Origin of the sequence: Erwinia sp. PsM31 (assembly GCF_030433775.1) — a bacterium.
Classification (GTDB): Bacteria; Pseudomonadota; Gammaproteobacteria; order Enterobacterales; family Enterobacteriaceae; genus Erwinia; species Erwinia aeris.
Genome location: NZ_JARUWZ010000026.1, coordinates 31467 through 54349, shown reverse-complemented (window position 1 = coordinate 54349; position 22883 = coordinate 31467). Strand labels below are relative to the sequence as shown.

Annotated in this window: 22 protein-coding genes; 9 read left to right on the top strand and 13 right to left on the bottom strand. The window is 56.2% G+C overall.

Annotated features, from left to right (window positions below; genetic code table 11):
- The first annotated feature begins 33 nt into the window (after positions 1-33).
- Positions 34-576 (top strand): ribosome biogenesis factor YjgA, encoded by a 543-nt coding sequence (gene yjgA, locus QCD69_RS17575; protein WP_253455830.1) that lies wholly within the window; start codon positions 34-36, stop codon positions 574-576.
- A 45-nt stretch (positions 577-621) separates the two neighbouring features.
- Here yjgA and mpl read toward each other — a convergent pair whose 3' ends face one another.
- A complete protein-coding gene (gene mpl / locus QCD69_RS17570) occupies positions 622-1974 on the bottom strand; it encodes a UDP-N-acetylmuramate:L-alanyl-gamma-D-glutamyl-meso-diaminopimelate ligase (RefSeq protein WP_125290337.1) in 1353 nt (450 codons plus the stop codon).
- Between the two features lie 169 nt (positions 1975-2143).
- On the opposite strand from mpl, the gene fbp reads away from it, so the two are divergent.
- Together fbp and ppa are read left to right on the top strand one after the other, a co-directional pair.
- Positions 2144-3142, top strand: coding sequence for a class 1 fructose-bisphosphatase (fbp, locus tag QCD69_RS17565; RefSeq protein WP_253455834.1), 999 nt, complete (start codon positions 2144-2146; stop codon positions 3140-3142).
- Positions 3143-3328: 186 nt separating this feature from the next.
- Complete coding sequence (gene ppa / locus QCD69_RS17560) at positions 3329-3856, top strand: inorganic diphosphatase (RefSeq protein ID WP_125290335.1); 528 nt, start codon at positions 3329-3331, stop codon at positions 3854-3856.
- A 68-nt stretch (positions 3857-3924) separates the two neighbouring features.
- On the opposite strand, the gene QCD69_RS17555 is transcribed toward ppa, so the two are convergent.
- From QCD69_RS17555 to tamA, 3 genes are read right to left on the bottom strand one after another with little or no spacing between them, the layout of a single operon-like run.
- On the bottom strand, positions 3925-4278 hold the full coding sequence (locus tag QCD69_RS17555) for a gamma-glutamylcyclotransferase family protein (RefSeq protein WP_125290334.1): 354 nt from the start codon (positions 4276-4278) through the stop codon (positions 3925-3927).
- 2 nt (positions 4279-4280) lie between these two features.
- Positions 4281-8054, bottom strand: coding sequence for an autotransporter assembly complex protein TamB (gene tamB, locus QCD69_RS17550; RefSeq protein WP_301252910.1), 3774 nt, complete (start codon positions 8052-8054; stop codon positions 4281-4283).
- Positions 8051-9766: an autotransporter assembly complex protein TamA gene (gene tamA, locus QCD69_RS17545; protein WP_301252927.1), complete on the bottom strand. Its 1716-nt coding sequence runs from the start codon at positions 9764-9766 to the stop codon at positions 8051-8053. Before tamA ends, tamB begins: the two co-directional genes overlap by 4 nt.
- A gap of 524 nt (positions 9767-10290) precedes the next feature.
- Between tamA and QCD69_RS17540 the strand changes: the two genes are divergently transcribed.
- Positions 10291-11616 (top strand): hemolysin family protein, encoded by a 1326-nt coding sequence (locus tag QCD69_RS17540; protein ID WP_253455841.1) that lies wholly within the window; start codon positions 10291-10293, stop codon positions 11614-11616.
- A gap of 56 nt (positions 11617-11672) precedes the next feature.
- Here QCD69_RS17540 and QCD69_RS17535 read toward each other — a convergent pair whose 3' ends face one another.
- Entirely contained in the window at positions 11673-11879 is a 207-nt protein-coding gene (locus QCD69_RS17535) for a DUF1107 domain-containing protein (RefSeq protein ID WP_246760837.1), read from the bottom strand.
- A gap of 290 nt (positions 11880-12169) precedes the next feature.
- Between QCD69_RS17535 and QCD69_RS17530 the strand changes: the two genes are divergently transcribed.
- Positions 12170-12724: a YtfJ family protein gene (locus tag QCD69_RS17530; protein WP_369895295.1), complete on the top strand. Its 555-nt coding sequence runs from the start codon at positions 12170-12172 to the stop codon at positions 12722-12724.
- 39 nt (positions 12725-12763) lie between these two features.
- On the opposite strand, the gene cysQ is transcribed toward QCD69_RS17530, so the two are convergent.
- Positions 12764-13504: a 3'(2'),5'-bisphosphate nucleotidase CysQ gene (gene cysQ, locus QCD69_RS17525; RefSeq protein ID WP_253455845.1), complete on the bottom strand. Its 741-nt coding sequence runs from the start codon at positions 13502-13504 to the stop codon at positions 12764-12766.
- A 318-nt stretch (positions 13505-13822) separates the two neighbouring features.
- Here cysQ and QCD69_RS17520 point away from each other — a divergent pair, with 318 nt between their 5' ends.
- Entirely contained in the window at positions 13823-15760 is a 1938-nt protein-coding gene (locus tag QCD69_RS17520; protein ID WP_301252906.1) for a bifunctional 2',3'-cyclic-nucleotide 2'-phosphodiesterase/3'-nucleotidase, read from the top strand.
- 68 nt (positions 15761-15828) lie between these two features.
- On the opposite strand, the gene QCD69_RS17515 is transcribed toward QCD69_RS17520, so the two are convergent.
- Entirely contained in the window at positions 15829-16119 is a 291-nt protein-coding gene (locus QCD69_RS17515; protein WP_253455849.1) for a hypothetical protein, read from the bottom strand.
- 286 nt (positions 16120-16405) lie between these two features.
- On the bottom strand, positions 16406-17026 hold the full coding sequence (fklB, locus tag QCD69_RS17510; protein WP_125290327.1) for an FKBP-type peptidyl-prolyl cis-trans isomerase: 621 nt from the start codon (positions 17024-17026) through the stop codon (positions 16406-16408).
- A gap of 277 nt (positions 17027-17303) precedes the next feature.
- On the opposite strand from fklB, the gene QCD69_RS17505 reads away from it, so the two are divergent.
- Positions 17304-17843, top strand: a complete 540-nt coding sequence (locus QCD69_RS17505) for an OapA family protein (RefSeq protein WP_253455851.1) — start codon at positions 17304-17306, stop codon at positions 17841-17843.
- A gap of 117 nt (positions 17844-17960) precedes the next feature.
- On the opposite strand, the gene rplI is transcribed toward QCD69_RS17505, so the two are convergent.
- Genes rplI through rpsF form a run of 4 tightly spaced genes read right to left on the bottom strand, consistent with a single transcriptional unit; the run spans position 17961 to position 19403 of the window.
- Entirely contained in the window at positions 17961-18413 is a 453-nt protein-coding gene (gene rplI, locus QCD69_RS17500) for a 50S ribosomal protein L9 (RefSeq protein WP_125290325.1), read from the bottom strand.
- Between the two features lie 38 nt (positions 18414-18451).
- Positions 18452-18679 (bottom strand): 30S ribosomal protein S18, encoded by a 228-nt coding sequence (rpsR, locus tag QCD69_RS17495; protein WP_000135199.1) that lies wholly within the window; start codon positions 18677-18679, stop codon positions 18452-18454.
- A 4-nt stretch (positions 18680-18683) separates the two neighbouring features.
- Positions 18684-19001: a primosomal replication protein N gene (priB, locus tag QCD69_RS17490; protein WP_125290423.1), complete on the bottom strand. Its 318-nt coding sequence runs from the start codon at positions 18999-19001 to the stop codon at positions 18684-18686.
- A 6-nt stretch (positions 19002-19007) separates the two neighbouring features.
- Positions 19008-19403, bottom strand: coding sequence for a 30S ribosomal protein S6 (rpsF, locus tag QCD69_RS17485; RefSeq protein WP_125290324.1), 396 nt, complete (start codon positions 19401-19403; stop codon positions 19008-19010).
- A gap of 386 nt (positions 19404-19789) precedes the next feature.
- Here rpsF and QCD69_RS17480 point away from each other — a divergent pair, with 386 nt between their 5' ends.
- Entirely contained in the window at positions 19790-19993 is a 204-nt protein-coding gene (locus QCD69_RS17480) for a hypothetical protein (protein ID WP_253455853.1), read from the top strand.
- A gap of 6 nt (positions 19994-19999) precedes the next feature.
- On the opposite strand, the gene yjfP is transcribed toward QCD69_RS17480, so the two are convergent.
- Positions 20000-20749 (bottom strand): esterase, encoded by a 750-nt coding sequence (gene yjfP / locus QCD69_RS17475; protein WP_253455855.1) that lies wholly within the window; start codon positions 20747-20749, stop codon positions 20000-20002.
- A 175-nt stretch (positions 20750-20924) separates the two neighbouring features.
- On the opposite strand from yjfP, the gene QCD69_RS17470 reads away from it, so the two are divergent.
- On the top strand, positions 20925-22859 hold the full coding sequence (locus QCD69_RS17470) for a methyl-accepting chemotaxis protein (RefSeq protein ID WP_301252903.1): 1935 nt from the start codon (positions 20925-20927) through the stop codon (positions 22857-22859).
- Positions 22860-22883 lie beyond the last annotated feature (24 nt).

Genomic DNA, 22883 nt, shown 5'->3' with positions numbered 1-22883 from the left:
GATAGCATTAGCCTCTTTTTTAGGGAGCCTCCCATGACCAAACAGCCTGACGACTGGCTCGATGATGTACCAGATAACGAAGAAGAAGATGATGAAATTATCTGGGTCAGTAAAAGTGAAATTAAACGTGATGCCGAAGAGCTGAAGCGCCTGGGCGCCGAGCTGGTAGAACTGAGCGGTAACTCGCTGGATAAAATCCCGCTGGATGAAGATCTGCGCGCCGCCATCGAGCTGGCTCAGAAGATCAAGAAAGAGGGACGCCGCCGTCAGCTGCAGCTGATTGGCAAAATGCTGCGCTCGCGCGACGAAGATCCTATCCGGCAGGCGCTGGACAAGCTGAAGAACCGTCACAACCAGCAGGTTGCGCTGTTCCATAAGCTGGAGATGCTGCGCGATCGTCTGGTTGCCGAAGGCGATGACGCGATGGCGGACGTTTTACAGCTTTATCCGAACGCCGATCGTCAGCAGCTGCGCTCGATGATCCGCAACGCCCAGAAAGAAAAAGCGGCCAATAAGCCGCCGAAAGCTTCCCGCCAGATCTTCCAGTATCTGCGCGAGCTGGCCGAAGCCTCCTGAAAACGCTGCGGGTTTGCTTGCCCGCAGCGCCGACTGGCTGGCCCGTTACGCCAGCCGATCCAGCAGCTTCTGATGAATGCCGCCAAATCCCCCGTTGCTCATCACCAGGATGTAGTCGCCCGGCTGCGCCGTTTTAGCAATCATCTCTACCAGCGTATCCACGTCCGCGCTCCAGTGAGCGGGCTGTACGCACGCCTCTGCCACTTCGGCGACCTGCCACGGAATATGGTGCGGCTGCAGCAAAAACACCTCATCGGCCCGGCCCAGCGCAGGCGCTAAATCGTCTTTGCTGATGCCCATTTTCATGGTGTTGGAGCGTGGCTCCAGCACCGCCAGGATACGCGCTCTGCCGCCTACCTTGCTGCGCAGCGCGGTCATGGTCGCCAGAATGGCGGTAGGATGATGCGCAAAATCATCGTAAACCTTAATGCCATTGGCTTCGCCGCGCAGTTCCAGGCGACGGCGGGCGTTGATAAAGTCGTCCAGCGCCTTGCCGGCATCTTCCGGCTTCACGCCTACGTGGCGTGCAGCGGCAATGGCCATCAGGCCGTTATGCATGTTGTGCTCGCCCACCAGCGACCAGTTCACTTCCGCCACGCGCTCGCCGTCCAGCCAGACTTCCCAATGCGAGGCGTCCGGCGTCAGCTTTTTCGCCTGCCAGCGGCCGTTTTCGCCGGTGCTTTCCTGCTCGCTCCAGCAGCCCATCGCTATCACCTGCTTCAGGTTGCTGTCCTGCTCCGGCACGATAATCCGTCCCTGACCCGGCACGATGCGCACCAGATGATGGAACTGCCGCTGGATCGCTTTTAAATCATCGAAAATATCCGCATGGTCGAACTCAAGGTTATTCAGGATCAGCGTGCGCGGGCAGTAATGCACGAACTTTGAGCGCTTATCGAAGAACGCGCAGTCATATTCATCCGCCTCAATCACGAAGAATGGGCTTTTTCCTAAAGTTGCGGAAACGTCGAAGTTACCCGGCACGCCGCCGATGACAAAGCCCGGCTCCAGCCCGCACGCCTGCAGGATCCACGCGGTCATGCCCGCCGTAGTGGTTTTTCCGTGCGTTCCGGCAACCGCAATCACCCAGCGGTCGCGCAGGACGAAATCGTGCAGCCATTGCGGGCCGGAGAGGTAAGGAATATTCCGTTCCAGCACCGCTTCCACACAGGCGTTGCCGCGCGTCATGGCGTTGCCGATGATCACTAAGTCGGGCGCGGGATCGAGCTGGGAAGCATCATATCCCTGAATTAAATCAATGCCTTGCTTTTCTAAAAGCGTGCTCATCGGCGGATAAACGTTGGCATCGGAACCGGTCACTTCATGACCCAGCGATCGGGCCAGCATTGCCAGACCGCCCATGAATGTGCCGCAGATACCGAGGATGTGAATACGCATAAAAGGTCCGTTTACTGAAAGGGTCGGTGCACAGTGTAGCGTCCTCATCGTGCGGAAGAAACGGAATTTGCCCTATGTTCTTTAGCCCTCATTCGGCTAAACTGCCTCGACATACGTTGGCAGTTTGTATCGCAGGCTGCTGTTCAACCGCAGATTCAGGGATTGTGTTATGAAAACGTTAGGCGAATTTATCGTCGAGAAGCAACACGACTTTCCTCACGCCACAGGTGAACTGACGGCGCTGATTTCAGCTATCAAGCTGGGCGCAAAAATCATTCACCGTGACATCAACAAAGCGGGGCTGGTCGATATTCTGGGCGCCAGCGGCGTGGAAAACGTGCAGGGCGAACAGCAGATGAAGCTCGATCTGTTTGCCAACGAAAAACTCAAGGCTGCGCTGAAAGCGCGCGGCATCGTAGCCGGTATCGCTTCTGAAGAAGAAGATGAAATCGTTATTTTTGAAGGCGTTGAAAACGGTAAATACGTGGTGTTGATGGATCCGCTGGACGGCTCTTCCAACATCGACGTCAACGTTTCCGTCGGCACAATTTTCTCTATCTACCGCCGCATCACGCCGCCAGGCACGCCGGTAACGGAAGAAGATTTCCTGCAGCCGGGCAGTCAGCAGGTTGCCGCGGGCTATGTCGTCTACGGTTCCTCTACCATGCTGGTTTACACCACCGGCTGTGGCGTGCACGCTTTCACCTACGATCCTTCGCTGGGCGTTTTCTGCCTCAGCGCGGAAAAAATGGCTTTCCCGGAAAAGGGCTACACCTATTCCATTAACGAAGGCAACTACATCCGTTTCCCGCAGGGCGTGAAGAAATACCTGAAGTTCTGCCAGGAAGAAGATCAGCTGACCCATCGCCCTTATACCTCGCGCTATATCGGCTCGCTGGTGGCGGATTTCCACCGCAACCTGCTGAAAGGCGGCATCTATCTCTATCCAAGCACCGCCAGCCACCCACAGGGCAAGCTGCGCCTGCTGTATGAGTGCAACCCGATGGCGTTTCTGGCCGAACAGGCCGGCGGCAAGGCCAGCGACGGCAAAAACCGCATTCTGGATCTGGTGCCGGAAACCCTGCATCAGCGCTCGCCGTTCTTTGTCGGCAACACCGATATGGTTGACGACACCGAGCGTTTCCTGCGCGAATATCCGGACGCTTAAGGCCGACGGCTATGCAGACAGGGCGATCTTCGGATCGCCCTGTTTTTTTTGCGTGCGCTTTGCCAGCACGTTAAATAATCGGCCAGCGTACTGGAGCATTCTGAAAGCCCAAAAAGGGGGCATACTTTCATATCCAGTTGGCTATAATGAGCGTCACTTGATTTAAGACGATTAAAGGAATTCACCATGAGTTTAAACCAGGTTCCAGCGGGTAAAGATCTGCCAGAAGATATCTACGTTGTTATTGAAATCCCGGCCAATGCCGATCCGATCAAATATGAAGTAGATAAAGACTCCGGCACGCTGTTTGTTGACCGTTTCATGTCTACCGCGATGTTCTATCCGTGCAACTACGGTTACATCAACCACACGCTGTCTCTGGACGGTGACCCGGTAGACGTGCTGGTGCCGACGCCATACCCACTGCAGCCAGGCTCAGTGATCCGCTGCCGTCCGGTTGGCGTGCTGAAAATGACCGACGAGTCTGGCGAAGACGCCAAGCTGGTTGCGGTTCCGCACACCAAGCTGACCAAAGAGTACGATCACATCAAAGATGTGAACGACCTGCCGGAACTGCTGCGTGCGCAGATCACCCACTTCTTCGAGCAGTATAAAGCGCTGGAGAAAGGCAAATGGGTGAAAGTGGAAGGCTGGGACAACGCTGAAGCGGCGAAAGCTGAAATCATCTCCTCTTTCGAGCGCGCGAAGAAGTAAACCGCCGCCCGGACAGTAGATAAAAAAACACCGCTCAGTGAGCGGTGTTTTTATTTATGTCACGCGTGTCAGGCAGGATCCTGGTTATCCCGCAGCAGCCAGTCTCCGCTGGCTATCCGCTGCTTGCCCTCTACCGAACGCTGATAAACGTACAGCCATGCGCTGCCGTAAGGCGTCGGCATCAGCTCGCGCTTATACTCTCCGCCTTTGGTTCTGAGCGCGTCCAGCTCGCCCAGCGTGGAGGCGTCCACCCGGTAGACCTCGCAGTAAACCTGCCCGCTACCCGCGACGACGCCGGGGTAGAGACCCAGATTATATAGCTCGTAGCCGTCGATCTGATGATCGCCCAGCCACTGCCCGTTGGTCATCCAGTGACTGTTGCCTTGCTTGCGTCTCAGGCTGCCGTAGACAATTATTCGCATTGCTAGAACTCAAACTGATAGAGCACATCAAGCGCCTGGTCTACACCAGACACCGCTTCCAAATAAAGTTTGGGCATCAGGCGATAACGTAAAGTTAAGGTCGCCAGTGAATCAAATATGCCAACACCATATTTTACCTGTAGACCCGGCAGCACGTAACCGCTGACCTGAACCTGCTGGCTGTCGCCGACGCCCGCCGTGTCCAGCGCGAGATTACTTACGCCGAAAGTCTCCCCGATTTTACCCACAACCTGCCCACTTTGTGCAAGCCCTAATCCCACCAGCGCCGAGGTTAATGCGCTGCTGTCGCTGCCGGTCGCGTCCAGACCCTGTCCACGCAGCAGATAAGAGAGCGCTTCCTGCTGCGACATAGCCGGATCGGAGAAGACTTCCGCCTTCGGCTCGTCGGCCAGACCGGTAACGCGCACGCCTGCTGTGACGTCATTTTCCGTGGCTTCCGGGTTGCGGATAGCCTCGATGTTGAGGTAAGGCTGGTTGGCCGGGCCAGAGAATTGCAGCTCGCCTTTACGCACGATCAGATCCTGACCGTAGGCATGGAAACGCCCGGAAGGAATGTTGATCTGGCCGTTCAGCCCCAGCCCGCGTTTATCCTGCGCCAGCTTCAGATCGCCGTTCAGCTTCGCTTTCAGCCCAAAGGCGCTCAGACGCACGTCGTTACCGACGTGAATAACCAGGTTGCTGTTGATCGGAATCGAGGTGCTTTTCGGCGCAATCGGCTTGAGGTTTTCATCCAGCAGCACTTCATCCGACGAGACGCCGACGGCGCTTTCCGGCACTTCCTGGACGGTCACGCGCGCCCAGGGAATATCGACGCGGCCGTTCAGGTTAAACGCCTGCGGTGTGGCTTCAAACTCCAGATCCGGCGAAACGTCCATGCGGATCATCGGCGGCACCGTCACGCGGATTTTGCTGCCCTTCGCCGCAATACGCGCCCGCCAGGCGTCCAGCTGCGCCCAGTCCGCGTCGCCGCTGAGCGCCAGCTGCCCCTGAGACGTCTCGATCAGACCCTGTAGGGTAGAACTCATGCCGTTAAAGACCATGTTCAGATTGGCTGAGGTCAGATCGACCGGCATAAAGCTGCCCTGAACATCGACGTTTTTCAGCCCCAGTTGACCAAAGACCTGCGGTTTTTGCAGGCTGCCGCCCAGGCGCAGCGCGCTGTTAAGCACGCCGGCCACTTTTTCGCCCTGCATCAGCGCCGGATTGAGCAGCGTCAGATCGATGTTTTTAATATTAACGTTGCCGGAAAGCCCGCGTTTGTTCTGCGGATCGGCGATCTGCACGTTGCCATCCAGCTGGCCGTTTTTAGCGATGCGGATCAGCCAGTCGAGCTGGGCGCGACCGTTACGCAGCGCCGCGTTCAGGTTCAGCGTATCAAAGGCTACGGGCAGCGTATTGCCGTCCACATCCTGCGCGACCTTCACGCCGTTGCCTTTCAGCGAGACGCGGCCCTGCGGCAAACCGCCGTCTGCTGTCCAGCTGACGTCGGCATCGCCGCTGAAGACACCGCTGAGTTTGGTTTCATCCGTCAGGAAAGGTTTCACCATCGCCAGATCGAAACGGTTGAGCGTCACCTTCGCATGGCCGGACGGGCCGGCTTCGATGGTTTGCGGCACGCACAGTTCAGCGTTGGGGTTTTGCCAGCAGTGCGGGCCAACCGAGACCGTCTGGCTACTGTTGAGATAGTCCAGCGCAATGGCGCGCGTTAAGCGCCATTCCCCTACCGGGGTGTCGAAGCGGGTATTGTTCAGCGTGCCGCGCCAGCGCTGCTGGCTGCGATCGAAGCTGCCGTTCAGCTGGAGCTGGCCGGAAACCGGATCGCCATTGACCGTCAGCTTCAGCTGGTGCGCTTTTTCATCGCCGCTGGCGTCCAGATCCAGCCGGTTAACCGTCAGCGTGTCCTGCTTCAGCCGATCCACGCGCAGCGCCAGCTTGCCCTGGATCTGCTCGCCTGATTTCACGTCGCCCTGTAGCGCGACGCGGGCGATGCTCATCGCCTGCCAGCGGAGGCCGGTAGCGGTTAAATCAGCCAGCAGCTGCGGCGTTTTCAAATCGCCGCGCGCTTTGATGGTGCCCTTCGCCACGCCGCCCAGGCCAGGCAGCGCGTTATCCAGATGCTCAGCGTCAATATTGGCGTCCAGCGACAGCTTGTCGCCGAGCGAGCCTTTAACATCGACATTATTACGGCCCAACACCAGTTTGATGCCGGGAATATCCCACTGGTTGTAGCTGTTGCCGTAAAGCGAGCCGTCAGCGCTAACCGCATTCTGTTTCACGTTGCCGCGCAGCTTCAGTTCAGGTACGCGCATTTGCCAGCTGCCGCCGTACAGGCTGCCGCGCGTGGTGATTTTACCTTCCAGCTTCGCTGGCCAGTCGGGATACTGCCGGGCGGTGTTGATGCCGTTAAGCTGAAGCTCGCTGCGCCAGCTGATCGCCTTGCTCCAGTCCACCAGCGCCGTCAGGTCGGTGGTGCCCTCCAGCGCGGCCAGCCGCAGCTTATCCAGCGAGAACTGCTCCGCGTTACCCTTGCCGTCCAGCGTAAGCGTGGCGGGCGGAATGGCCTGGCCGCGTAGCGCGGCTTTCAGCGACATAACATAGTCCGTCGCTTTGCCTTTTATGCTGAAGTTCAGGTTATCGGCCTGATACTGCGTTTCGCCGGTCAGCGGCCAGCGCAGCTGCGCGCTTTGCATCGTCATCGCCAGCGGCAGGCCCGCTTCGGCCAGCTTCGTTTGCGCGTTCAGCTGCATCCGCACGGGGCCGGAAAGGTTCAGTGCCAGATCCAGCTGCTCACGCAGGCCGCCGCCGACGGTCATTTTGATCTTCTCGCCTTTGATCGGATCGACGTTAAGCGAGCTGGTGAGGTTGAAATTCACCGGCCAGGCATCCGCCAGCTGTGCCTGACCGCTGGCGTTGAGCTGACCCTGCGGCGAATCCACATCCAGCGTTTCCAGACGCAGCAGGCGATCCTGCGTTTGCGCCTTCACCAGCAGACGCGTGATGGCGATATCGGTATCGCCGGTAATGCGCAGCTGCTCGCCGAGGATCTGCTGTACGTTTACATCCAGCGGCATTTTGAAATCAGGCAGATCCGGCAACAGCGGTTTGGCGAACATCGCCTTCAGCGTTTCGCCCAGCGGCGGCTCGTTAGCCTGCGGCTGCTGCACTTTTGGCTGCACCACCTGCTCGTCGGCCACTTTGGCCGCCTTCGGCAGCGCAATCAGCAGGCCCTGAATATGGGTCGGCGTTAAGGTCAGCGCGCGCTGCTGCCAGCTGAGGCCAGAGGTAAAGTCCGCCAGCGAGATCGCCGTGTCGTCTACTTTTACCGTGACGTTATGCAGCGCCAGCTGGCGCAGCGTAATCGGGTACGGCGTGCTGAGATCGCCGGAAGAGGCTTCATCCTCTTTCGCTTCCGGCGCGGGCGGCCCCAGCTTTTTGCTGTCCACCACCACGCTGACGTCGCGCAGCGCAAGGTCATTGACGCAGAACGCGCTGTTTTTCAGGCAGCCCAGCTGCAGGGCCAGATGAAACTCGCCGGCATTAACCGTCACGCCAGGCATCTCATACTGCACGCCTTTTAACGTCAGGTTACGCCAGCCGCCGCTGACCTGTTTGATGTCCAGCCCCGGCACCCAGCGCGCCGCGCCGTTCAGCACCAGATGTAATCCGGTGGTGGTGCCAATTAAAAATGCCACGCTGCCGAGCAGCACGACCAGGAAAATCAGGATGCCAATAAGGACCTTTTTCCAGCGACTCATAATTCAGGCCCCAATCCGATATAAAACTGTACGTCCCGATCTTCGCTGTCGCCGACCGGACGGGCGATATCCAGCTTGATCGGCCCAACCGGCGACTGCCAGCGCACGCCGAAACCGGCGCCGGTTTTGACATTGCTCTGCTTGATGTCGTTGACCGCTTCGCCGGAATCCACAAACACCGCGCCCCACCATTTACCGGTTACGTTGTACTGATATTCCACCGATCCGGTCGCCAGCTTCGAGGCGCCGGTCAGCTTGCCATCGTCGTCGCGCGGCGAAATGCCTTTGTACTTGTAGCCGCGAATGCTGCGGTCGCCACCGGCGAAAAAGCGCAAATCAGGCGGCACGCGTTCAAAATCGTTGGTTTCAATCCAGCCGAGATTGCCGCGCAGCACGAAGCGATGTTTATCCGCCAGCGTGCGGATCCAGACGTTTTGCGCCTGCACCACGGCGAAATCGATATCCGAGGCCCAGGTCGTATCGGAGACATCCAGCGAGTAGCGCTGCGAGTCGCCCCACACGGGCATCAGGCCGCCGCGCGAACGGGTGCGGTTAACGCTGACGCCGGGATAGATCAGCATGGTGGTGTTGGTGACGTTACCCTGGGTAAAGTGATCCAGGCTCCAGTGCAGATTAATGGCGCGCTGCCAGCCCGTAGAGGATTCCCAGTAGCGGGACGCGGCCAGCGTGGTGGAGTCGGATTTGGTGTCGTTCAGGTCGGTTCTTTTCAGGCCGCCCTGCAGCAGGTAATACTGCTCGACCGGGTTTTTCAGCAGCGGGATTTTATAGCTGAAGTCGAGCTGCTGCTCCGGCGCAGAGATATTGGCGCTGGTGGTAAAGCTGTGGCCGTAGGAGTTTACCCAGGGCCTTTTCCAGGTCGCTTTAACGCGCGGGCCGACGTCGGTGGAATAGCCCACGCCCGTTTCGATGGTGTTTTCCGTACGCGGACTGACCACGCCGTGCAGCGGTAATATTTTATTTTTGCGGGATTGATCGAACTGCGGCGCGACCACCACGGAATTAAACCAGCCGGTAGAGGAAAGGCGGCGGTTCAGCTCGGCCAAATCGCGCGAGCTGTAGTAGTCGCCCTTTTTAAACGGCACCAGGTTTTGCAGGTATTCCTCGCGGATCTGCGACCCTTCAAAGGTGACGTCGCCAAAGCGGTAGCGCTGACCGCTGTCGTAATCGATATCCCAGAAAGCTTCGTGCCGCTCGACGGAAACGCCCAGCTGGCGTTTGCGGTAGTCGCCGTCAAAATAGCCTTTGCGCAGCGCCAGATTGCTGAGCGAGCTTTTAAAGCTGTCGTAGTCGCTGTGGTTAAGCACGCCGCCGATTTTGGCTTTGCCGGTGCGTACCAGCGTCTGGTAATCCTCGTCGGTGCGCGCGCCACCGCGAATAATCACCGTTTCGCCCGCCAGCTTCACCGGCGGGCCGGGCGTGACTTTCGTCAGCAGCACCGGACGTCTGCCGCCCGCAGGCGGCGGCTGCAGTTCAAATTCAATTTCCGGCTCGTAGTAGCCCAGCGCCTTAAGTCCTTCCTTAACCGCTTCGCTGACGCGCGCGCGGAAACGCCCATCGGAGGTCACTTCCTCGCTTGCGATGGTCGACAATCTTGCGCGCACGTTTTTTTGTAATTCCCCAGACAGGCCAGTGACCTGCAAACGCACCGTAGCCGCCTGAGCGGCAGGCACGGCTGCGATCAGACCTAACATGCAATAGACATGGATTCGTGGCACGCTAACTCCTGAATTTATTGCCGGCCCGGATTCCAGATGGGCGCAACTGCTGAATCTTGAAAATAGCCCGCTTAAGCATGGCAACTTTTTACGGGTTCAGAGGCTCTTTTTCACTGAAAGGCCGAAATTTGCGTTATTGTGTGCAAAGAATCGCCAGGTTACAACCATGGATCGTGAGGGAATGTTACGCTATATCAGCCTGCAATGCAGACTCGGATAAATCTCACCGCCGGTTCGCCTGCAGCGCCGTAATTGTAAGCAATCCTCACCACAGCTATAATCTCTGGCAGAGGCCGCGCTGCGGCCAGTTAACGTCTTTCTGCCCAAGCCAAATGGCGCAGACATTTTTGGCACGGATAGCCCGGTGCCGCTCACAGGTACAGAAGGTCAGCTGCTCCTCATCTGCTGCCCAGGCCAAAAATGACAGGTAATCAACTTAAGGCCTGCTTTAGCGCATTTTCCTCTGAAAGCGCCTGAAGCGGCCATTTAATGGATGTTTTATGTTAGACAGCTTGCTTGTCATCTTAATGCTGATCGCCATCAGCTCATTTTTTTCACTTTCGGAAATCTCTCTGGCCGCCTCGCGCAAAATCAAGCTGAAGCTGCTGGCGGACGACGGCAACATCAACGCCCAGCGCGTGCTGAAGATGCAGGAAACGCCGGGGATGTTTTTTACCGTGGTGCAGATAGGCCTGAACGCCGTGGCTATTCTGGGCGGTATCGTGGGCGATTCCGCGTTTTCGCCCGTGTTCCGCTCGCTTTTCGATCGCATCACCGGCCCGGTACTGGCGGAGCAGCTGAGCTTTATCGCCTCTTTTACCGTGGTGACCAGCCTGTTTATCCTGTTCGCCGATCTTTTCCCAAAACGTCTGGGGATGATCGCGCCGGAAACCGTCGCGCTGAAAATCATCAATCCAATGCGGATGTGCCTGTTTATCTTTCGGCCGCTGGTGTGGTTCTTTAACGGCGGTGCCAATATTATTTTCCGCCTGTTTAAAATCCCGCTGGTGCGCAAGGACGATATCACCTCAGACGATATCTACGCGGTGGTAGAAGCGGGCGCGCTCGCTGGCGTACTGCGCAAGCAGGAGCACGAGCTGATTGAAAACGTGTTTGAGCTGGAGTCGCGCACCGTGCCCTCCTCCATGACCTCGCGCGAGAACGTGGTGTGGTTCAATCTGCATGAGGATGAGTCGAGCCTGAAGGAGAAGATTGCCAATCATCCGCACTCCAAGTTTCTGGTCTGTAATGACGATATCGACCATATCGTCGGCTATGTCGATTCCAAAGAGCTGCTGCTGCGCGTGCTGGGCAACCAGAGCATGGCGCTTAACAGCGGCGTGCAGATCCGTTCGGCGTTGATCGTGCCGGATACGCTGACGCTCTCCGAGGCGCTGGAAAGCTTTAAAACCGCAGGGGAAGATTTTGCGGTGATCATGAACGAATATGCGCTGGTAGTGGGGATCATTACCCTGAACGATGTGATGACCACGCTGATGGGCGATCTGGTTGGCCAGGGAATGGAAGAGCAGATCGTGGCGCGCGACGAGAATTCCTGGCTGGTGGAAGGCGGCACGCCAATCGACGACGTGATGCGCGTACTGGATATCGACGAGTTCCCGCAGTCCGGCAACTACGAGACTATCGGCGGCTTTATGATGTATATGCTGAGAAAAATCCCTAAACGCACCGACTTCGTGAAGTTTCACGGCTATAAGTTCGAGGTGGTGGATATCGACAGCTACCGTATCGATCAGCTTCTGGTGACGAGGATTGATGAAACCCGACAGGGTGCCGCCGTGCTGAACAAAATGGTCGAAGAATAAAAACAGAAAAGGCGCGAATTTCGCGCCTTCTTTCTTTTGAACCGGCCTGCCGGTTGCTAGTTGAACTCGGTCTGCAAACGCAGCACCTGACGGTTCACTTCTGACATCACGCTATAGTGCTGCTTATCTTTAATGCGTGGGATCAGGATCTTACCTTTATCGAACTCAAATGCGCCTACATCTTTGATGTAGATCCGGCCACGGAATAGTGTTTTGACATATTTGGCCACCTGCAGCGGATTATAGCGCTGGAAAATCTTCATGTTACAACTCCTGAAAGATGATGCGTGCTGCGTCGTTTCCAAGTTCGGTACGAATCTTTGCAGCACAAAGTGGATACACTATAGACCAGGTTTCACTTCTAAAATTCCTAAAACCGAGTTTTTTTACTGTTTTTACACATCATGACAGTAGGCTCTTTCACCCGGCTGCATGAACGCAGTATAAACCTTCGACCTTTACGGAATTGTGCGTTGTGTTGCAAAGATGTTGTATCGCTGCGACAGACGCATCATCCACGTTTATTATTGCAGAAACATGACTAATGAGTTCAATCATGATTTTTCGTCTTTTACTGCTGCTGTTAACGTTGCTGTCGTGCGCCGCCAGCGCCCATAACCTGGTTACAGGCCAGCGCGTGCCGCCTGTCGGCATTACCGATCAAGGCGAGCTGCGTTATCAGCAGGAGCAGTTCAGCTATCGAGTCTGGAACAGCGCCGCGCTGCCGGGCAAAGTGCGCGTTCTTCAGCACATCGCCGGACGCGCCTCGGCCAAAGAGAAAAATGCGGCGCTGATCGAGGCGATTAAATCGGCCCGGTTTCCCCACGATCGCTATCAGACCACCACGCTGGTGAATACCGACGATGCTATCCCCGGCACCGGCATGTTTGTCCGCAGCAGCATTCAGAGCAATAAGAAACAGTATCCCTGGTCGCAGTTTATCGTCGACAGCGACGGCACGGCCAAACGGGCCTGGCAGCTGCAGGATGAAGGGTCGGCGATTATTGTGCTGGATAGCGGAGGAAAGGTGCGTTTCGTCAAGGATGGCGCGCTGACGCAGCAGGAAGTCCAGCAGGTGATTATGCTGGTGCGTCAGCTGTTACGCTGACGGACAGAGGGAGGCGCCGGTGCCGCCTCCCCTGGCCGATTAAAAGATCGAGACGCGGAAGCCCGGATTCAAAAAGGCTTCGCGCGGCGCATAGTCCAGCGTTTTCCCCTGCCAGTCATGCACGTGCGCGCCTGCGGCAATGGCTACGGCGTGGCCTGCACCGGTATCCCAGATATTCGTTGGCCCAAAGCGGGGATAGAGCTGCGCCTTGCCTTCCGCGACCAGACAGAACTTCAGCGAGGAGCCAATAGCAATGGTCTGATGCTCGCCCAGCTGGCTAAGGTAATCCTCCAGCTCGCTGTCGGAATGCGAACGGCTGACCACCACCAGCGGCGGGCGCGCCTCGCGCACGTGGATCTGCGTTTTTACGCCGCCCTCTTCCTTCCAGGCTTTCCCCTCGGCGGCCGAATACATCACGTCCATCACCGGCGCGTAGACCACGCCCAGCACGGGCTTGCCGTTTTCAATCAGCGCAATATTGACGGTGAACTCGCCGTTCCGCTTGATAAACTCCTTGGTGCCGTCCAGCGGATCGACCAGCCAGTAGCGCTGCCAGTGCTGGCGGATCTCCCAGCCCGGCGGATCTTCTTCAGACAAAACGGGCACGTCGGGCGTCAGCGTGGTCAGCCCCTTCAGGATCACCTTGTGTGCGGCGATATCCGCTGCGGTGACCGGCGAATCATCGGATTTTGTGGCAACATCAAGCGGCGCCTGACCATCGTATATCTGCATGATGGCAACGCCCGCGTCTCGTGCCAGCTGGCATATATTCTCTAACATTGTCCACCTCTTGATTTGCTGGCTGGCGCTGGCTATCACTTTGCCAGCGCCAGCGCTCTCTGTTGATCATAGTCGATAGCGAAGATCGAAGGCCAAACGATCCGCCAGCGCTTAATTATCAATAGCATAAATTATTTTACGCCGCAGGGGCTGCTGTTTTTCATCAGGTTGACCCCGCAACGGCCTTAATCGTTCCCGACGGGCCGGGCCATAACAGATAAATATTTGTAGCTGCTCACATAATTATGAGAAAGAAGGTATTAGTTTCATAAAACTTTGCGACGTTAGGGATTACACAAACGCTATTAAGGAGAAACAATGATTAAGTCCGTTGTGACGCCCGTTGCGCTGCTGGTCAGCTGCGCGCTACACGCTGCCACGGTCGATTTCCGCCTGCTGGAAACCACCGACCTGCACAGCAATATGATGGATTTCGATTACTACAAGGATACCCCAACGGAAAAGTTCGGGCTGGTGCGTACCGCAACGTTAATTGAGGCGGCGCGTAAAGAGGCCGCCAACAGCGTGCTGGTGGATAACGGCGACATTATTCAGGGCAGCCCGCTCGGTGACTATGTGGCGGCCAGGGGCTTACAGCAGGGCGAAATCCATCCCGTTTACAAGGCGCTGAACACGCTGGATTACACGGTAGGCAACCTGGGCAACCATGAATTCAACTATGGCCTGGATTACCTGCAAAAAGCCATCAGCGGCGCGAAATTCCCCTACATCAATGCCAATATCATTGATATCCACAGCGGTAAGCCGCTGTTCACGCCTTTTTTGATTAAGGCGACGGAAGTGACGGATCGCGAGGGCAACAAGCATCAGCTCAAAGTGGGCTACATCGGTTTTGTGCCGCCGCAGATTATGGTATGGGACAAGAAAAATCTCAGCGGTAAAATTACCGTGGAGGATATTACCGAAACCGCCCGTAAATGGGTGCTGGAGATGCGCCGCCAGGGCGCGGATCTGATCGTGGCTATCCCCCATTCTGGCCTCTCCAGCGAGCCGTGGCACGCGATGGCGGAAAACTCCGTTTACTACCTCAGCCAGGTTCCCGGCATCGACGCCATCCTGTTTGGCCATGCGCACGCCGTTTTCCCCAGCAAAGATTTTGCCGCGATCAAAGGTGCCGATATCGCTAAAGGTACGCTGAACGGGATACCGGCGGTGATGCCGGGCATGTGGGGCGATCATCTGGGCGTGGTCGATCTGGTGCTTAATAACGATGCAGGCCGCTGGCGGGTAAGCGAAGCGACCGCGCAGGCCCGGCCCATTTACGATACGGCGGCGAAAAAATCGCTGGCGGCGGAAGATCCGGCGCTGCTGAAGGTGATGGCGCCCGATCATCACGCCACGCGTGAATTTGTCAGCCAGCCTATCGGAAAATCGGCAGACGTGATGTACAGCTATCTATCGCTGGTTCAGGACGATCCGACCGTGCAGATTGTGAATAATGCGCAGCGCGATTATGCAGAGCGCTTTATTCAGGGCGATCCGGATCTGGCCAATCTGCCCGTGCTTTCCGCCGCCGCACCGTTCAAAGCCGGCGGCCGTAAAAACGATCCGGCCAGCTATGTGGAAGTGGAGAAAGGCCCGCTGACCTTTCGTAACGCAGCGGATCTTTACCTCTATCCCAATACGCTGGTGGTCGTAAAGGCCAGCGGTAAAGAGGTAAAAGAGTGGCTGGAATGCTCGGCGGGTCAGTTTAACCAGATCGATCCGGCCAGCACTAAACCGCAGCCGCTGATTAACTGGGATTTTCGTACCTATAATTTCGACGTTATTGACGGCGTGAGCTACCGAATCGACGTCACGCAGCCTGCCCGCTACGATGCGGAATGTCAGTTGATTAATGACAAGGCTTCCCGTATCCGCGATTTAACCTTCCAGGGAAAACCAGTCGATCCCGAGGCGACTTTTCTGGTGGCGACCAATAACTATCGCGCCTACGGCGGCAAATTTGCCGGAACCGGCGAGGATCACGTCGCTTTTGCTTCTCCGGATGAAAATCGCGCTGTCGTAGCGGCATACATTACGGCGCAGACCCGGGTGCATGGCGAGGTCAGTCCGCAGGCGGATAACAACTGGCGGCTGGAAAATATTAACGCTAAGGTCCCTCTGAATATCTTTTTTGAAACTTCGCCATCTTCAAAAGCAGCTGAATTTATTAAAAACCATGGCCAATATCCGCTGAAGCAAGCAGGCCAGGACGATATCGGCTTTGCGCTTTACCATATTGGCCTTAACTGACGAATCTTTCATAAAAGAGCCAGCCTGGCATACAAGGCTGGCTTTATTTATTACCAGTGGTAATAAACTTATGCGCCGGTAGAGGATTTCAGGCTATTAATGGAGTCAATACCATATTTGACCAGGCCAACCACGCCCGCACCAATATCGTTAATCGCACCGGAAATGTTTAACTCCAGTATTTTACCAATTCCGCCGCCCAGTTGGGAAACAGCGTCAACGGAAGAAGTTGTTAAGCCACCGGCAGAGGCGCCCTGGTCGATCACAGAACCGATAAGAAAGCCAATACCTTTGCCGATATCAGAAAAAAGCCCGGCGCCTGCAACCGCGGCAATTTCATTGTTGGTCAACTCGCGCATTTATAGTTCTCCTTGATAATAATATCATCAGCATTACTATGGCATTCATTGCCACGTCGAGAACTTATTTCAAAAAAGCGGCGTAGTCAAACCTTCCTTCAGGATCAAAATAATCCAGCAGGGTATTTTCAGAATCGGCTGAATATATTTTCAACGAGTGAGAAAAGGCTATTAGTTAAAGCATCCGCGTTATTTAACGCGTAATAAAATTCATATCAGGCAATATTGAGGAATAACAGGTATCCTGCCGGAACAACAACAATCGTTATCCCGGCAGGATCGGCTGTTACAGAATTTCTAACAGCTCAACTTCAAACACCAGCGTGCTGAATGGCGGAATGGAAGCGCCAGCGCCGCGCTCGCCGTAGGCCAGGTTCTGTGGGATAACCAGCTCCCACTTTGAGCCGACCGGCATCAGGGTCAGCGCTTCGATCCAGCCTGGGATAACGCCGCTGACCGGGAACTCAGCCGGTTCGCCGCGCGCCACGGAGCTGTCAAACACGCTACCGTCGATCAGTTTGCCGGTATAGTGAACGCGAACGCGATCCTGGCGAGACGGAATAGCGCCGTCGCCCTGCTTGATGACGCTGAACTGCAGGCCGGATTCGGTGCTGCTCACGCCGTCACGCTGACCGTACTCTTCCAGGAATTTCTGGCCTTCGGCGGCCATCGCCTGCTGACGCTCGCGACGAACCACGTCGGCACGCTCGTGCACTTCACGCAGCGCGCGGTGAACAACGTCAACGGGCACAGCCGGGGAGTTCCCTTCCAGCGCGTCGCGCAGGCCAGCCAGCAGCGCTTCTGGCTGCAGCCCCTGCAGCCCGGATTCCAGCAGCTGCTGGCCAACCTGTAAACCGATACCGTAGCTTGCTTGTGCTTCTACGCTGTCTAAAGAAGGGGTAGTCATGGATTTTCCTTTACTGGTAATAAAACTGAGGACGAAGCATAACAGCGCAGGCAACAGGGGTAAAACGCCATCTTCTTCAGGTGACATTTTCAGCGTAAAAGGAAACAATAACGCTGCTCCGCTTACGCTATAAAAGCCGCGCGGAGAGTGCGCTATCAGCTATATTTCAGTAGAGGTTAACATGGGCCATATTGCCCGCAGACGAAGGAAACGCCGGCCGGCTTTGTTAAAGCGGTTTATTTTATTCGCGCGAGGATCGCGCAAGGAGGACGACGCCATGCCCGTCACTAAAGCGTCACCAGCATCGAAGTGGTTCAACTGGCTCTGGCACCTGGCGGATTCCGCGCGCTGGATGGATCCGCTGCCGTCTTTCCACCGTCGCGGCATTATCCTGGCCGGGGCGCTGGTTTTGCTGGCTTTTTTGTGGCCTTCGCCGCGACAGCCGGAGCAGACGGAGCGCCCCGTTAACGTTGAGCGCACCACAACAGACGTGCCGCTACAGGCGGAGCTTAGCGGTCGGGTGGATAACAGCCAGCAGCCTAAAGGCGATGCTCAGGGACAGTGGACAAACTACCAGATTGCCAACGGGCAAACGCTGGCGCAGCTGTTCCGCGACCACAATCTGCCGGTAAATGATGTATTTGCAATGGCCCGCGTGGAGGGCAACGACAAGCCGCTGAGTAATTTGCAGGCCGGTCAGGCGGTCAGGATCCGCCAGAATTCGCACGGCGTGGTGACGGGACTGGCCGTAACTACGGAGCAGGGGGAAATTTTATTTACCCGCCAGCCGGACGGCGCGTTTCTGCAGGTTCATTAGCCAAACAAAAACGCCGACGCGATGTCGGCTTTTTACATTACAAACTTGCTCAGAAAACGCTTTTCACAAACAAAAACGCCGGCACAAGGCCGGCGTTTTTAAGCGGTAGAGAAGCGATTAAGCTTCAGTAACCACGTTTACAGTCAGTTTAGCGAAGACTTCGCTGTGAACCTGGAAGTCCACTTCGTGCTCACCGGTAGTGCGCAGAACGCCGTTCGGCAGGCGAACTTCGCTCTTGGCTACTTCAACGCCGGCTGCAGTTACAGCGTCAGCGATGTCGCGAGTACCGATAGAACCGAACAGTTTACCTTCGTCGCCTGCTTTAGACGCGATGGTAACGGTGCCCAGTGCATTGATTTTCTCAGCGCGAGCGTTAGCAGCGGACAGAACGTCAGCCAGTTTGGCTTCCAGCTCTGCACGGCGTGCTTCGAAGAACTCAACGTTTTTCTTGGTAGCAGGAACAGCTTTGCCCTGTGGTACCAGGAAGTTACGAGCGTAGCCCGCTTTAACGTTTACCTGGTCGCCCAGGGTGCCCAGGTTTGCTACTTTATCAAGCAGAATAACTTGCATTACCTTATCCTCTTAAAGTCGTTAATTGACAACAGCCGTTACTGATGACGATCGGTATACGGCAGCAGAGACAGGTAACGCGCGCGCTTGATAGCACGAGCCAGCTGACGCTGGTATTTAGCGCGAGTACCAGTGATACGGCTTGGTACAATCTTACCGCTTTCAGTAATGTAGTTTTTCAGCGTTGCGATATCTTTATAATCGATCTCTTGAACGCCTTCCGCGGTGAAACGGCAGAACTTGCGACGACGGAAATAACGTGCCATTTGGCTAGTCTCCAGAATCTATCAATTCAATCTGCTCGGCATGCAGCACCGTCTTATTCAGCCCATTGCGCCCTTGATGGCTGCTAATGAAACCTGAAACGGTGACCGGCGTGCCGACCGTTATACTTTGAGTAATGGCCTGATGGGCTTTGCCGCTGATAATCACCGGCATGCGACACCAGGCTTGCCGGGTAAAACCGGCCTCCACCTGCATCGATCTGTGCTCAAGCACGAACTGGCAGTGTGGAATACCTGAGGGGCTTACTTTACGCATCGGCGTCTTGCACACGGTGCCAGACAGCGTCAGCCGATTAGCCTCCACGGTCAATTACTCTTCAGAATCCCCAGCATCTGCTTCATCAGAGGTTTCGTTAGCAAAATCTTCACGACGCTCACGGCGCTCGTCTTTCGCTTTAACCATCGGAGAAGCTTCAGTTACCGCGTGCTTAACGCGCATAACCATGCTGCGGATAACGGCGTCGTTGAAGCGGAAGTTAGTTTCCAGCTCATCGATCGCTTCCTGCGGCGCTTCAACGTTCAGCAGAACGTAATGAGCTTTGTGCAGTTTGTTGATCGGGTAAGCCAGCTGACGGCGGCCCCAGTCTTCCAGGCGGTGGATCGTACCTTCTGCACCAGTGATGGTCGCAGAGTAGCGCTCGATCATGCCAGGAACCTGTTCGCTCTGGTCAGGGTGAACCATAAATACGATTTCGTAATGACGCATCGAATTTGCTCCTTACGGATTATTCAGCCTCCTGTCGGGGTCAACCGCGGCCCATGGAAGCAAGGAACGTTATAAGCCGTGACCTGACAACTATCGGGTCACAACCTGAGAATGCGGCTGAAAAATTGACGCGTAATCATACTGGCGGCGGGGGGGAAACTCAAGGTAAAGTCGCGGCCTGATGTAAATTATTTGTCAGCCTGAGCCAGGCTGCGGTGGGAAGCGAAAGGGATCAGGCAATTAGCCTGTTTTTTCGCCCCTAAAGCGCGACGGTAAAAAGCAAGAATTACTAATACACTTTATCGCGAACGGCGCTAAACTTACAGGGTGAAGACAAGACCCTGACGCCCGGCGTCAGATTTGTTACCTGATTGTGGAGTTGAATCATGAAAACCATCGCAATCGCCACCTTACTCGGACTCGCCCTTTCCACCCCCGCCCTTGCCGATACCGACTGTGGGCAGAGCGTAGCCAGCCAGGCGGCGAACAGCTACGTCTATGTAAACCGTATCGATTCGCCAACGGGACAGATGACGGACAAGCCTTTGGTGACGATCCCCGCTGCGCAACGACTGGCGCAGCAGCTGTGATCCCGTCTACAAATGACGTTTGAAAAATGCTGTCGTGGCTTCCAGCGCCGACGGCGTGATGCGATGCCCGATGCCCTGCTCCGTGAGAAACGTCAGCCCGGCATCGAGCTTCGCTTCTCTTAACGCTTTTTCCAGCCGCACGCTCTCTGCCACCGGTACCATCTCATCCGCTTCACCATGCCAAATCAGCAGCGGCCGATCGGCAATTTTCTCCAGCTGCCGACTGATATCATAATCCGCCAGCGGCGCCATTCGCTGAGCAAAAGCCTGCGCCTGCTCGGGCGTATGCACGGCCAGCGGCGGAAACAGCGTGTGGGACAGCGACATATAATAGCCCGACCCCATCAGGCAGGCGACGCTGGTAAAACAGGGGTAGCGCGCCATCGCGCCCAGCGCGGTCATGCCGCCCATTGAGGCACCCGCCGCCGCAAGGCGCGTACCCTCAATCAAATTCTGCTGCCGCAGCGAGGCTATAAGCTGCGGTACTTCATCAATATTGCTTTTCAGGATTTCCCAGAAGTGGGACAGGCGATATTCGCTATCGCCGTTATAGCGCGCGCCGTGCATATCCGCGTCGGGCAGGATCACGCGAAAGCCCGCCAGCGCCAGCGCCACGCCGAAATAGCTATAGACTTCTTTCGACGAGGTAAACCCGTGATAAAAAAGGATAGTAGGCAGCGGCTCGTCTCTTTTGCCTGTCGGCGCGGCGTGCAGGCATTCAATCCCCGCAAAAAATTCCGTACTGACTTCAATCATCACTTTCCCCTTAAGTCGTTGCGCTACAGGCTACAAATACAAATAGCCAGCTAATCATGCTGTTATTTGAGTTTATTGCTTATTTAATTGATCTGCATGCTGAAGCGCTCACTAAATATTTTCTTTTTCCAGCCGTTAACCGTTATGACCCCCCTCTTTTAATACAGGCTATTTTATGAAATTTCTCGCATTTGGGCGCTGGAGCCTCGGCGTTAAGCTGTCGGTAATAACCTCGCTAAGCGTAGCCGCATTATTTTTAGTTTTAACGCTGGCGCTGACCAATAACGCGTCGAATCAAATGCAGGCGTTAACGCTGGAAAATATGGAAAACCAGGTCGACGGCATCGGCGATATGGCCACCATGTTCAACAGCACGCTGAGGGAAGAAGTTGCTAACTATACCGCGCTTTTTCAAAGCTTTTTGCCGAAGCAGTTCTCCATCGATCCTGGCGAACGCGTAACGATTGGTGCCGAACAGGCGCCAGTCCTGCGTGCGGGGCTAAAAACGCTGAATCTGGACGAAAGCCTGGTTGATGATTTTCTGGCGCGCACCGGCGCTATCTCGACCGTTTTCGTGCGTACCGGCGACGATTTCCTGCGCGTGTCGACTTCCTTACGTAAAGAGAATGGCGATCGCGCTATCGGTACCCGACTGGATCGCGCCAGCCCGGCCTGGAAAATGGCGCAGCAGGGCCAGATCTTCCAGGGCGTTGCCATGCTGTTTGGCAAACGCTATATCACGCAGTATCAGCCGGTAAAAGACGCCAGCGGACAGGTGGTCGGCATTCTGTTTGTCGGCGTGGATATTACCAAACAGTACGCGTTGATTAGAGAAAAGGTGCTGGTGAAAAAGCTGGGCGAAAGCGGTCACTTCTCCGTGCTGAGCGATGCCGCAGGCAAAACCCGTGGCCAGTATGTGTTTCATCCTGAACGCGAAGGCCAGCTGCCGGCCTGGCCGGAAGCCACCCGCCAGCTGCTGCTGAGCCAGACCTCCGGCAAGGTAGAGGTAAAAGACGCCAACGGCGAAACGCAGATCATGGCCTGGCATCATCTGCCAGACTGGCACTGGATAATTCTGGGCGAAGTCAATAAAGCCAGCCTGCTGGCGCCGATCCAACATACCCGCAATCTGTTCCTGACGCTGGGCGCCGCGCTGGTTGCGCTGTTCGCGCTGGGCTTTATCACCACCACGCATCGTTGGATAAGCAGGCCGCTACAGCAGGTCATCGAGCTGGCCGAGCACTACTCTGCCGGTAATTTGCAGGCCACGCTGGAAACCCGGCGCCATGATGAAGTGGGCAAGCTGATCGTCGCAATCAACGGTATCGGCGACGGGCTGGATCGTATCGTTTCTCAGGTGCGTGAAGCCGCTCAGGAGATCAGCAGCGGAACGGATGCTATCGCCTCCAGCAGCGAAAACATCAGCGAGCAGATCACGCGTCAGGCGGCCAGCGTGGAAGAAACCTCGGCCAGCATGGAGCAGCTGAGCGCTACCGTGGCGCAAAACGCCGCTAACGTTTCCCAGGCGTTGACGCTGGTAGGCGAAGCGGCGGCGGCGGTCGGTAAAGGCGGCGAAACGGTGACGCGTTCCGTGACGACCATGACCGATATCAAGAGCGCTTCGCAGAGCATTGCCGATATTACTCAGGTAATTGAATCTATTGCTTTCCAGACCAATATCCTGGCGCTGAACGCCGCAGTGGAAGCGGCGCGCGCGGGCGAGCACGGTAAAGGCTTTGCGGTGGTGGCGGCGGAAGTCCGCGCGCTGGCGCAGCGCAGCGCCACGGCGGCCAAAGAGATTGACGGCCTGATTGAAAACTCGCTCAGCAAAGTGGTACAGGGCCACAATCTGTCCGAGCAGACGCGCCAGTCAATGGAGGATATCGTTGGCCGTATCGAGCAGGTGAAAGTGCTGATGAGCGAAATCAACATTGCGTCTAAAGAGCAGTCGGCGGGCATTGGCCAGGTCAATATTGCCATGAACCAGATTGGCCAGGCGACGCACGAAAGCACCGAGCTGGTCGCCACCTCAGAGCTGACCGCGCAAGAGCTGAGCCGCAAAGGCCATCACCTGACCGCTCTGGTGCAGGTTTTCCGCGTCAAGGCATAAAGCATCGGGATAGCTTACACTTCA